The sequence below is a fragment of the Rhizobium mongolense subsp. loessense genome, from assembly GCF_900099775.1.
Taxonomy (GTDB): domain Bacteria; phylum Pseudomonadota; class Alphaproteobacteria; order Rhizobiales; family Rhizobiaceae; genus Rhizobium; species Rhizobium loessense.
Map to the genome: position 1 here is coordinate 1 of NZ_FMTM01000026.1, position 11,725 is coordinate 11,725.

Below are 11,725 nucleotides of genomic sequence, written 5' to 3' on the forward strand. Positions count from 1 at the left end.
ACTGGCCGAAGAGATCGAGCAGCCAGGAGACATTGGCCTCGCCGCCAGTGGTGTTGGTCGCACCGATCCGGGTGCGCTCCGAGCCCATCTGGCCCGACACCGTGTGCGAGGCGCCGACCACCAGGCTCGGCAGCGAACCGGCCCCGGCGACCGTCACATTCGAGGACGCCGAATTGATGCGCTCCATCGCCTGCAGCACGTCGAGGTTCTGGTCGATGCCGCGTGCCACCAGGCTGTCGAGCTGCCTGTCGCGATAGGCCGACCACCAGGCCACCGTCGCAACGTCACCGATATTCTTGGTGCTGCCCTCACCGAATTTCGCCGGAAGCGGCATCTCCGGAGGCGTGTGGTCCGGTCCGCTCACGCAGCCCGCCAGCAACAGCAATAGTGCCGGTGTAGCAAAACGAAGAGATATCATTCATTTCTTCCTGTAACTCGACCAAGTCTAAAATTCTTGCCAAAAGCATCATGCTTTGCCGTCGGCTGCGCTTCGTCCCAACGAGATACACCATGCCGAAGCAGTCCGCGGGCAATGTATCAATGGTTCATTCATTCTGGCAGTGCATTTTTATCACACTCACGCCACAATTTTCTTGCGGCGGGAGAATACGCGTCGGATGACGACGAAGAAGGACGGCACGAAGAAAATCCCGAGCGCAGTTGCCGCGAGCATGCCGCCGAGGACACCGATGCCGATCGCGTTCTGGGCTGCGGAGCCCGCGCCGGTGGCCACGGCAAGAGGCACGACGCCCAGAATGAAGGCAAGCGATGTCATGATGATCGGGCGCAAACGCAGCCTTGCCGCTTCCAGAGTCGCCTCGAAGAGCCCCATTCCAGTCTCCATCCGGTCCTTGGCGAATTCGACGATCAGAATCGCGTTCTTCGCTGCAAGACCTATCGTCGTCAGAAGACCGACCTTGAAGTAGACGTCGTTCGCCTGCCCGAAGAGGGTCGCGGCCATAAGCGCGCCGAGCACGCCGACAGGCACCGCCATGATCACCGAGAACGGGATCGACCAGCTTTCGTAGAGCGCTGCAAGGCAAAGGAAGACGACGAGCACCGAAATTGCATAAAGCATCGGCGCCTGCGAACCCGAGAGCCGTTCCTGATAGGAAATGCCCTGCCAGGCTACCGTATAGCCGCCGCCGAGCTGTGCAGTCAGGGCCTCCATCTCGTTCATGGCGTCGCCGGAGCTGACGCCCGGTGCCGAAGCGCCGTCGAGCGGGATTGCGCTGACCGCGTTGAAGCGGGCAAGCGTTGGGGCACCCTTGACCCATTCCGTCGTGGTGAAGGCGGAGAAGGGAACCATTTCGCCGGAAGAGTTGCGGGCATACCAGTGGTCGAGATCAGTCGGCTGCATTCTGAAGGGCGCATCACCCTGCACGTAGACCGGCTTGATCTCGCCGTTCAGCGTGAAGTCATTGACGTCGCGGCCGGTGAAGATGACAGAGAGCATCGCATTGACCGCAGATATATCGACGCCCATGGCGCCGATCTTCTCCTGGTCGATGGCGATCCGCATCTGCGGCTCGACTTCCTTGTTGTTATTGCGCAGGGCGACCACCTTGCCGCTGGCATTGGCCATCTGGATCAGCCGCTTGGAGGCGGTGTCAAGCGCAGCCGTGCCGTGTCCGCCGGTATCGACGAGGTACATTGAGAAGCCGCTGGACACGCCGAGACCCTGTATCGCCGGCGGCAGCAATGCGAAGACCTGCGCTTCGCGGAAGGTGAAGAAGGTCTTGAGCGCCCGCGTCACGATCGCCTGCGCGTGCTGATTGGGATCGGTACGAAGCGAGAAGTCCTTGAGCTTGGTGAAGACGATCGCGCTGTTCTGGCCGGAGCCGTTGAAGCTGAACCCAAGGGCGCCGAAGACCGACTCGACGGAGTCTCTTTCGTTTTCGCGGTAGTATTTTTCGACCTTCTCGACGACCGCCTGGGTCTGCTGCGTAGTCGACCCGGGCGGCGTGGTGACGATCGTCAGCAGAACGCCCTGATCTTCCTGCGGCAGGAACGAGCTCGGCAGGCGCGTGAACAGATAGGCGCAACCGGCGCCCACAAGCAGGAACACCAGCATGACCCGGATCGGACGCTTCAACAGGTAGCCGATGGTGCGGACGTAGCCGTTGGTCGAGCGCGTGAAGTTTCGGTTGAACCAGTCGCCGACGCGGTGCTTCCTGTGTTCGCCGACCGGTTTCAGCATGCTTGCGCACAGTGCCGGCGTCAGCACGATGGCGACGAGGGCCGAAAGCAGCATGGCCGAAACGATGGTGATCGAGAACTGACGGTAGATGATGCCGGTCGAACCGCCGAAAAAGGCCATCGGAATGAAGACGGCGGTCAGAACCAGCGCGATGCCGACGATGGCGCCGGTGATTTCGCCCATCGACTTCTCGGTCGCTTCAAGCGGCGAGAGCTTTTCCTCCGACATGATGCGCTCGACGTTTTCGACAACGACGATAGCGTCGTCGACGAGAAGGCCGATTGCGAGAACCATGGCGAACATGGTCAGCGTGTTGATCGAATATCCCGTTGCCGCGAGAATGCCGAAGGTTCCAAGCAGGACCACCGGCACGGCGATGGTCGGGATCAGCGTCGCACGCAGGTTCTGCAGGAAGACAAGAAGCACCACGAAGACGAGAACGATCGCTTCGATGAGGGTATGGACGACCTTCTCGATCGACAGCTCGACGAAGGGCGTCGTGTCGTATGGATAGGTGATCTCCACGCCTTCCGGCAGGCCGCGTCCGATCGTGTCGAGCGCCGAGCGAACGCGCTCCGCAGTATCGATGGCGTTGGCGCCGATCGCGAGGTTGACGGCAAAGCCGCTCGAGGGCTGGCCATTGTAGCGCGAAGAGCCGCCGTAGCTTTCCTGGCCGATTTCGATGCGCGAGACGTCGCTGAGCCGGACCGTCGAGCCGTCCTTTTCCACCTTTAGAATGATCCGCTCGAAGTCCGCGACCGTCGTCAGCTGGCTCTGCGCGGTGATCGTAACGTTCAGCTGCTGGCCTTCGACGAGCGGCTGTGCGCCGAGGGAGCCAACGGAAACCTGGGTGTTCTGGGCCTCGATAGCCGAGGTGACGTCGCTCGGCGTCAGTTGATACTTCTGCAGCTTGAAGGGATCGAGCCAGACGCGCATGGCGTAACCCGAACCGAAGATATTGATGCTGCCCACGCCTTCGAGACGCTGGATCTGATCTTCGATCTGATTAGACAGGATGTTGCCGAGGTCGACGGAATTCCGCTTGCCGTCCGTCGAAACCAGCGAGCCCACCAATAGGATACTGGAGGTCGATCGCGTGACGCTGATGCCGGCATCGATGACGTCATCGGGAAGCTGCGATTGAACGAGCTGCAGCTTGTTCTGGACCTGCACCTGCGCGATGTCGGGGTCGACGCTTGTTCCAAATGTCAGCGAGATGCTAGCCGAACCGGTCGAGGAGGTCGAAGTCATGTAGGTGAGGTCATCAAGGCCGGTCATGCCGTCTTCGATGATCGTCGTCACCGATTTCTCGACGGTTTCAGCGCTCGCGCCGCGATAGGTGGCGTTGATGCGCACGGTGGTGGGTGCGATGTCCGGATACTGCGAGATCGACAGCGTGAAGATGCCGAGCAAGCCTGCGAGCATGATGGTAATCGCAATGACCCAGGCAAAAATCGGGCGTCGGATGAAAAACTTGGCCATCAAATCATTCCTGTGCGGCTTGGATAAACGTTAGATGCGGGCGCGCCTACTGCGCGGCCGGCTTCTGGGCGTTACCGGCCGCTGCCTGCTCGGCAGCCACGACCACACCGCTTTCATTGATCTTCATGGGAACGGGCGTAACCGGCATGCCGGGCGCGATCGACTGCAGACCGCTGACGATCAGCTGATCGCCATCCTTCACGCCGTCGGTCACGAGCCAGGAATTGTTGGAGGGCGAGGCGTTTTCGAAGACACGTGTCTCGACTTTGCCATCAGCGGAGATGAACTGCGCCGTCAGACGCCCGGTCGCGTCGCGGCTGGTGGCCAGTTGCGGCAGCGCATAGCCGACCTCGGCGCCAAGTTCGACGGTTGCGCGCACATACATGCCCGGCAAAATGACGAGATCCGGATTCGGGAAGAGCACGCGGATGATGAAGGTGCCGGTCGTCTCGCTGACGATCTGTTTCGACATATCCAGCTTGCCCTTCTGGGCGTATTCCTTGCCGTTTTCCAGGATGAGCCGGAAGGCGACATCGGCGCCTTCACCCCGGACGGTGCCAGATGCCAAGGCATCACGGAGCCTCAGGAGATTGGTGCTCGATTCGGTCAGCGAAACATATATCGGGTCAAGCTGGCGGATCGTCGTCAGCGCCGTTGTCTGATTGGCGGCCACCACGTTGCCCACGTTGTAGGCCGTCTCGTCGATGACGCCGTCGAACGGCGCGACGATCTTCGTGTGGTCGAGATCGATTTGCGCGGAGGCAAGGGTGGCCTTGGCCGATTCGACCTCAGCGTGAGCCTGGAGAAGGGTGGTCTTTGCCGTTTCGAATTCGATCTGCGTCGCGCCGCTGCCGACGAGGCGCTGGTAGCGGTCGAAATTACTCTGCGCGCTCGGCACGCTGGCTTCGGCCTTGGCGATTGCCGCCTTGGCCTGTTCGACGGTTGCAACATAAGGCGCGTCTTCGATCTGATAGAGGAGGTCGCCCTTTTTCACTTCGCTGCCTTCTCTGAAGGCGATTTCACGGATGATGCCGCTGACCTGCGGACGGATATCGGCCGTCTGATAGGCCTCGGCCCGGCCCGGAAGGATCGTCGTGACCGGGAAAGTGTCCTTCTTCAGCGCCACGACACCGACAGGGGCCGCCTGCTGAGCCGCCGCTCCGGGCCCGCCTGCGCCGCCGGCCTGGTTGTTGTTACTGTCGCTGCAGGCAGCAAGCAATCCGCCCAGCACCAAAGCTGAAGAAATGATGAAGCCACGCCGTATCATGCTGAATTCCCTTGCGGTTGGCATTTTGCGGATCGGATCACCGGCTCCGGCCACGGAGCGCTGCATCCATATCAGGAGCGTGATTTGCGGGATTAAATACCCTTCGATCCGGACTTAAGAAAAGATTTACGAAGTGACGTAATTCAATGATCGTCACTTAGCAAGCGCTATTTTGCAGTGCAGTATCTACAAAACAGACGATCTCCTCAGCCCGATGCACAAGTGTATCCTTATCGTCACGGGCGATCAGCACGGGATGCAGCACCGATGCAAGAACATCGGCAACGGTATGAGCGGCGCGGCGCGGATCGGAACATTTATAATGATCTGTGCTCACCCCCTCGCGGATGATTTCTTCGAGTTGCTGCTCAATTCGCTGGCGGTAGCGATTACCCGCTTCGAGCTTGGCCTGGACTGTCGTCAGCACCATTTCGAAGATGTAGGGATTTTCCTGAATGTCGTTGAGGTGGCTATCGAGAAGCCGAAGCACGAAACGCAGCAGTTGCTCTTTCGGCGGGAGGTTTCGGTCGAAAGAGCCAAAGCGCTCGGTGGCGTTGCCGAGATGCCGTTCGGCAATGGCATCGACGAGCGCCACTTTCGAATGAAAATGCTTGAAGACATTGGCCGGCGACATGCCGAGGGAGGAGGCGATGTCGGCGATCGATACGGCGACGAAACCGCGCTGGCGAAACAGCAACTCGGCCATCGACAGAATGTCTTCCCGCGTTTCCTCGGCCTTGCGTCGCGGCCTTCGTGCCATTCGTTCCCCCGCCGGCCTTCCGGCCGGCACCCCTTCCTTGCCCATGCTAACGCCTCCCGGCGAAATCCCGCAAGCGCACAGCCGGCTTTCGGGTGGTTCGTTCCGGATTTTTAAGGGAAATAGCGCGCAAGGTTGCTTCGCACACGGGCAACCGGGGTTTCGCCGCTGTCATCCGGCACGAAAGGCTGGGCGGTAATCGCCTCATAGGCCTTGATGTAAACCTTCGATGTCTGCTCGACCAATTCGACCGGGATCTCGGGGATCTCGTCCTTGTAGGGATCGCAACGCTCGGCGACCCAGGCACGGACGAAGTCCTTGTCGAAGCTTGCGGGGCGCATGCCGGCTTCGAAGGCCTGCTGATAGCTGTCCGCGAGCCAGTAGCGGCTGCTGTCCGGCGTGTGGATTTCGTCGGCGAGAATAATGTTGCCGTCCTTGTCGGTTCCGAATTCGTATTTGGTGTCGACAAGGATGAGGCCGCGTTTTGCAGCCATTTCCTGGCCGCGTGCGAAAAGCGCGAGCGCGTATCGCGAAAGCGTTGCCCACTGTTGCGCTGTGAGCAGCCCGCGGCTGACGATCTCGTCAGGCGTCAGCGGCTCGTCATGGCCGCCGTCGAATTCCTTGCTGGTCGGCGTGATCACCGGCTCGGGCAGGCGTTGGTTGTCGCGCATGCCGTCCGGCAGGCGCATGCCGTACATTTCGCGCTCGCCCTTCTTATAAAGAGTGAGGATCGACGTGCCGGTGGTGCCGGCGAGATAGCCGCGGACGACGACCTCGACGGGCAGAATGTCGAGCCGCTTGCCGATGACCACATTCGGGTCCGGATAGGCAATGACGTGGTTCGGGCAGATATCCTTGGTCGCTTCGAACCAGTAGCGCGCCGTCTGCGTCAGTACTTGGCCCTTATAGGGGATGCAGGTCAGGATGCGGTCGAAAGCGCTGAGGCGGTCGGTGCTGATAATGATGCGGCTGCCATCCGGAAGGTCGTAATTTTCGCGCACCTTGCCGCGGTAATAGTTCGGCAGCTCGGGGAAATGGGCTTCGGAAAGAATTCGCACGGGCTCGATAGTCCTTTGTCGCGGGGTTTCACCTTGCTCTAGTTCCATTGCAGTGGATGTCAAGCAAATGGCTTTCAAAGCCAGATCAGGGCGACCAGAAGAACGGTCAGAAAATAGGAAGCAAACGCCAGCGGACTGCCGGCGCGCAGGAAGTCGGAGACGCGGTAGCTGCCGATGCTCATTGCCAGCGTATTGTTGTGGTGGCCGAACGGCGTCAGGAAATCGAGCGATGCGCCCGCGGCAACGGCAATCAGATAGGCGGCTGGGGCTTGGTGTGCCGCCTCCGCGAATTCCAGCGCAACGGGACTGAGCACAATTGCCACTGTCGCGTTGTTGACGAAAGGCGTGAGCGCCATGGCGATGAAGAGCAGGAGAGCGATGCCGGCAAGCGGCGTGGATATCGGCACGAGCAGGCTCAGCCAATCGGCGACCAGCTGGGCCGTGCCTGTTGCGGCAACAGCCGAGCCGATCGGGATCATCGCGGCCAGCATGATGATGATCGGCCAGTTGATGTCCGCCATGGCCTGGCGGATGTTGAGATAGCCCATTAGCGCAAGAACGAGCACGACAGCCGCAAAAGCGATCTCAGGGCGGACCGGCCCGATAGCGGAAAGGGTCACGCCAGCAGCGAAGACCAGGAAGGGCTGCCACGCATTCGACGTCGCCTCGTCTGCAGGCTGCGTGGCGAGCGGCAGGCATTCGCATTCCTCAAGCGCTTCGGCGACCGCCTCGCGCGGGCCCTCGAGCAGAAGGATATCGCCGATCGAAAGCTGCAAATCTTCAAAGCGCCCTTCGATCCGTGGTGACCGCATGGAGAGAGCGGCAATCCTGACGCTCCGGCTCTTAAAGACCTCCAACGAGCGGATTCGCGAGCCGACCAGCGTGCTCTCCGGCATGACGACGGCCTCAATGCGGGTGAAATCCGCCTGCAACCCATTCGGATGAACTTCTGGAACGAGCGCCGCCGAGGCGGCGAGACCGGCAAAGACCGCATCGGCGCCTTCGGCAAGCAAGCTATCGCCTGCCTCGATCGTCGACTGATCGAGCGGGCCAAAGACGAACCGGCCGTTGCGGATCAATGCGTGCGGCTGGATTTCAAAGAGGCTGGAGCAATCGAGAAGGCGTACGCCGGCGAGCGGCGAACCCTCAGGAATGCGCCGTTCCGTGACGATGCGCCGTCGGGCCGGCGCCGCAGCGGCAGGTTGACCGTCCGTTTCGGGAAATAGTTGCGGAACGAGAGCCGCCATCAGCAGAATTCCGGCAATAGCGACAGGAAGGCCGACATAGGCGAAATCGAAAAAATGAAAGCCGGAGCCCGTTGCCTTGGCAAGTGCATCGCTGACAAGCAGATTGGCCGGCGTTCCGATCAGCGAGACGAGACCGCCGAGAAGTGCCGCAAATGAAATCGGCATGACGAGCTGGCGCCGCTGAATATCCATGACGCTACTGATGCGCAGTGTTGCAGGCAGCATGATCGCGAAGGCGCCGATATTGTTCATGAAGATCGAGATGAGCCCGGTGACCGCAGAAAGACTGGCGATGACCGTGAAGCCGGACAGTCCGGCGGCTGCAAAACGTGCGGCGAGGCTGTCAAAGAGTTTCGCGCGGGCGAGCACCTGGACGATCAGTAGAATCTCGACCACCGTGATGACGACGGGACTCGCGAAACCGGCAAAGATCTGATCGGCTGGATAAAGTCGGAGCACATACCCGGCAAGCAGGCCGCCGATCGCCACGACCTCGATGCGGATACGGTTCACGGAGAACAGAACGAGCATTGCCGAGAGAAGGATCAGCAGGGATGCTTGCTCGAACGTCATGGGCGGGCTCGCGTTTCAACCGTCAGCGGAATGTAGCCATCCGGACAGGGCTGTATAGGGAGGGCGCGCGGAAAGATCGAACAAATCCTCATATTGTGCGAGGTCAGGCAGTGGGCGCGCGCCAGCGGCCTTCTGCCGTTCTTTCGAGTATCGGTGTCGCGAAGACGCCAACGGTGCGGTCGGGCCATTGGGCGCCTTCGACGGCGAGCTTTTCCTTCCAGCGTTCGGATTGCAGCATCGCCGCGGCGATGACGACAGGCTCGATATCGCAGGCCGTCATCAATTGCAGGCCCGCGACGATGGAACTGCCGCTAGAAATAACATCGTCGATCAGCGCGACACGGCGGCCCCGAAGCAGCGGCAGCATGCGCGGGTCTATATAAAGACGCTTCTGCTGTTCCGGCGTCGTGATCGACGACAGGGCTACGGAAAGATGGTTGCTGTACCAGAATTTCCGGGAGGTGCCCAAGGGCACGTAGCGCGCGTGACCGAGTTTCTGGGCGACTGCTGCAGCAAGCGTCAATCCGAGTGTCGGCAGACCTGCGACGATATCGATGTCAAAGTGCCTGATCGTTGACGCCAGTTGCCCGGCGAGCGCATCGAGCACGGCAAAGCTCGCCTGGTTGACGATCAGCGAGGCGAGCGCGTGTTCGCCGTCGGCAAGCACCCGGATCGGCAGACGAAGCTGGTGGCGGTCCTGCAGTTCCGCGACATAGAACGAGGTGAAATCGCCATCTGCCTTAAAGCTGCCCGGGGGATGGAGCTCCTGCCAGAACTCATGCGGCGCGATATCGTCCTTCTGCATCAATTCCGTCCGGTCCTTTCCATGCCCGTCCGTCGCTTCAGGTCGCGTAGCTCCGCCTCTGTCAGTGCGCGCACCGAGCCTTTCGGCAGCTCTCCAAGACTAAGCCCACCGATTGCAACCCGCACCAGCCGCAGGCACTCGGCACCGGTGGCTTCGAGCATGCGGCGGATCTGCCGGTTACGGCCCTCGTCGAGTTCCACCTCGATCCAGGAGTTGCGGTCGCCGCTTCGCAGGAGCCGTGCGGCCGTCGCTGTCAGCACTTCGCCGTCGTGGCGGATCCCGTATGTCATTTCGGCAAGCGATTCCGCATCCATGATGCGGTTGACTTGCACATGATAGGTCTTGGTCACATGGGTGATTGGATCGAGCAGGGCCTGCGCGAACTCGGTATCGTTGGTAAACAGCAGCAGGCCTTCGCTTGCCTTGTCGAGCCGACCGACCGGTGAAAGATGCGGAATGTCGAATTCCTTGAGACAGTCATAGACCGTCGGACGCTCTTCCGGATCGTACCGGGTCGTCAGCAGCCCGCGCGGCTTATTCAACATCAGGTAGATTTTCGCCTCGGCGGCGATCATTGCGCCATCGACTGCAAGCCTTGCTGATTGGAGATCGACCCAGGCGTCGAGATTCCGGATAATCCGCCCATCGACCGCAACTCGGCCGTCGGCGATCAGGCGTTCGGCCTGAGTGCGGGAACAATAGCCGAGCTTCGAAAGAGCACGCGGCAGGGTGACCCGCTTGCCCCCGGCATTTGCGCCGGCTTTCTCGCGTTCACGCAATTTCTGCGGTTGGCGCCGCTCTCCCACTCAGCCGTCCTTGCCTGGTTGCAATGCCGCATTCTTTGCATGAACGGCAGACGGACGCCAGCGAAGGCGGCGAAAACTCAAACGAATAATGAGGGCAGGGAGCGCGCGCTGAATGGCAGCCGAACAGGATCGTCCGCGCCGGCGGCTCCGTTTACTGATATTGCAAAACCTGGCGGCCCTAGTGGCAGGCGAGGAAGCCTGCCAGTTCCTGACGATTGACGACGATGCCGGCGGCGGCCTTCACCGGGTCAGGATGGGTATAGGTCAGGCTCAGCATTTCGGGCAGTTCGAGCGCCTGGCGCATATTCATGATGCCAACTGCACGGCGGCCGGTCGCGCTGTCTACGCTCACCTCGACGATGCAATTCGCCGTCTTGTTTTCCATGGTTTATCCTCCCTCATTATTATGCTTGCCTTCCTGCCATTAAAAATTGGTTTTTCTAAGACATAAGTATTTATGGACCCTACCGAATTTCCGATCGGCGGGGTCCCAAATAATCATTCTTATTGTGCGCTGCGAGGTAAGTTGGCCTAACGCCACCAATGTTGCGGCTGCGACTGTTGATAACCACTTAGCAGGTAGCCGGCAAGGAAGCCCAAGGCACCGGCGAGGACGAGGGCGGTTGTCGTTGCCGCCGCGTGTTCCCGGGCAGCACCGGCTGCGGCTACACCTTCTGCGCGGATCTGGGCAACGGCGTTCTTGGCGCGAGGAAGCGATTCATCAATGGCCTTGCCGGCGCGGTCGCGCACTTCGTAATAGGCTTCGGCGCCCTGAGCGGAGATCATCTTCTGCAGGCGCGACACTTCCTGTTGAAGCGCGGCAATGTCCTTGCTCACAGATGTGCGGATGTCATCGGTATTGGCAGCCATGTTATTCTCCTTTGTTGTGATAGGAGAAGAACACGACAAACCGCATTAGGTTCCGATTTTGGCTGCTATCGGCCGTGTTGGTTCTTTCGGGGCCGATCTTTACCGTTTGTTAACCGTAATTCGGCGTTTGACGGCTGTTTTTGAATAATTTTTCGCCGTCGGAAGTGTGGATTTGAGCGATTTTTGACCAGCCGATAAAGATTTTCCCCGACGAAGCGCGGTGAGAAGCGGTCCTGTGAATAAATCTACCTTAAAATGGTGAGCGAAAACAGTCTGTTACAAAAATGTCAAAAAAGTTGGATTGTCGGTGTTGACTATGTCTGAGGGTTAGCCGTATAAGCCGCGTCACTGAACGAGGGCGGCGGCGCTGCTGGCGACGATGTCCTTCGCTCTTGGGTTTCCGGATTGGCTGGATTGCTGATTGGGGCTGGGACTTTTGGGTTTCGGCTTTTGCCTTGTGACTGGATTTATCTGGTCGGTTATTTGACAATTGAAGATGAGAAGAAAGAGAAACGTGGGCGGCGGAGCTTGCGGGGTCTGAAGGAATTTAGACTTCTGGAAAGAGACTTTGGCGGTCACGTTTATCAAGAGAAGTTACACTGGTTTTTGACGTTTGGCTTTCGGGTTAGGCGTTTAGAAAACAGGTGTGAAGTTCTCGTC

10 protein-coding genes and 1 pseudogene are annotated in these 11,725 nt (G+C 59.8%); 1 reads left to right on the forward strand and 10 read right to left on the reverse strand.

From position 1 onward, the window contains the following. The 10 genes and pseudogenes from BLP23_RS32730 to BLP23_RS32775 form a co-directional block, all read right to left on the reverse strand. Positions 1–418: pseudogene (locus tag BLP23_RS32730) on the reverse strand (efflux transporter outer membrane subunit); the annotation flags it as partial. A 159-nt stretch (positions 419–577) separates the two neighbouring features. Next, positions 578–3,682 (reverse strand): efflux RND transporter permease subunit, encoded by a 3,105-nt coding sequence (locus BLP23_RS32735; protein ID WP_092588808.1) that lies wholly within the window; start codon positions 3,680–3,682, stop codon positions 578–580. Between the two features lie 46 nt (positions 3,683–3,728). Then, positions 3,729–4,949 carry an efflux RND transporter periplasmic adaptor subunit gene (locus BLP23_RS32740; RefSeq protein WP_092588813.1) on the reverse strand — a complete coding sequence of 407 codons (1,221 nt, stop codon included), beginning with the start codon at positions 4,947–4,949 and terminating at the stop codon, positions 3,729–3,731. A 157-nt stretch (positions 4,950–5,106) separates the two neighbouring features. Next, positions 5,107–5,709, reverse strand: coding sequence for a TetR family transcriptional regulator (locus tag BLP23_RS32745; protein WP_092588814.1), 603 nt, complete (start codon positions 5,707–5,709; stop codon positions 5,107–5,109). 110 nt (positions 5,710–5,819) lie between these two features. Then, positions 5,820–6,764 carry a phosphoribosylaminoimidazolesuccinocarboxamide synthase gene (locus tag BLP23_RS32750; protein WP_092588809.1) on the reverse strand — a complete coding sequence of 315 codons (945 nt, stop codon included), beginning with the start codon at positions 6,762–6,764 and terminating at the stop codon, positions 5,820–5,822. 74 nt (positions 6,765–6,838) lie between these two features. Beyond that, positions 6,839–8,584 carry an SLC13 family permease gene (locus BLP23_RS32755; RefSeq protein ID WP_092588810.1) on the reverse strand — a complete coding sequence of 582 codons (1,746 nt, stop codon included), beginning with the start codon at positions 8,582–8,584 and terminating at the stop codon, positions 6,839–6,841. Positions 8,585–8,687: 103 nt separating this feature from the next. Further along, on the reverse strand, positions 8,688–9,374 hold the full coding sequence (locus BLP23_RS32760) for a phosphoribosyltransferase (RefSeq protein WP_092588815.1): 687 nt from the start codon (positions 9,372–9,374) through the stop codon (positions 8,688–8,690). Between the two features lie 14 nt (positions 9,375–9,388). Continuing rightward, the gene (locus BLP23_RS32765) at positions 9,389–10,195 is read right to left on the reverse strand and encodes a pseudouridine synthase (protein ID WP_092588811.1); all 807 of its coding nucleotides are present in this window, start codon (positions 10,193–10,195) and stop codon (positions 9,389–9,391) included. Between the two features lie 178 nt (positions 10,196–10,373). After that, on the reverse strand, positions 10,374–10,580 hold the full coding sequence (locus BLP23_RS32770; protein ID WP_092588812.1) for a hypothetical protein: 207 nt from the start codon (positions 10,578–10,580) through the stop codon (positions 10,374–10,376). Positions 10,581–10,726: 146 nt separating this feature from the next. Beyond that, a complete protein-coding gene (locus BLP23_RS32775) occupies positions 10,727–11,065 on the reverse strand; it encodes a hypothetical protein (RefSeq protein WP_074069548.1) in 339 nt (112 codons plus the stop codon). Between the two features lie 405 nt (positions 11,066–11,470). Between BLP23_RS32775 and BLP23_RS34160 the strand changes: the two genes are divergently transcribed. Further along, on the forward strand, positions 11,471–11,725 hold a 255-nt coding region (locus BLP23_RS34160), incomplete at its 3' end, for a hypothetical protein (protein WP_139187153.1).

What these genes read in the sequence shown, in the direction of transcription:
- BLP23_RS32755 (WP_092588810.1), bottom strand. Translation starts at nt 8,584, where the DNA reads ATGACGTTCGAGCAAGCATCCCTGCTGATCCTTCTCTCGGCAATGCTC.
- BLP23_RS32745 (WP_092588814.1), bottom strand. Translation starts at nt 5,709, where the DNA reads ATGGCACGAAGGCCGCGACGCAAGGCCGAGGAAACGCGGGAAGACATT.
- BLP23_RS32775 (WP_074069548.1), bottom strand. Translation starts at nt 11,065, where the DNA reads ATGGCTGCCAATACCGATGACATCCGCACATCTGTGAGCAAGGACATT.
- BLP23_RS32770 (WP_092588812.1), bottom strand. Translation starts at nt 10,580, where the DNA reads ATGGAAAACAAGACGGCGAATTGCATCGTCGAGGTGAGCGTAGACAGC.
- BLP23_RS32735 (WP_092588808.1), bottom strand. Translation starts at nt 3,682, where the DNA reads ATGGCCAAGTTTTTCATCCGACGCCCGATTTTTGCCTGGGTCATTGCG.
- BLP23_RS32740 (WP_092588813.1), bottom strand. Translation starts at nt 4,949, where the DNA reads ATGATACGGCGTGGCTTCATCATTTCTTCAGCTTTGGTGCTGGGCGGA.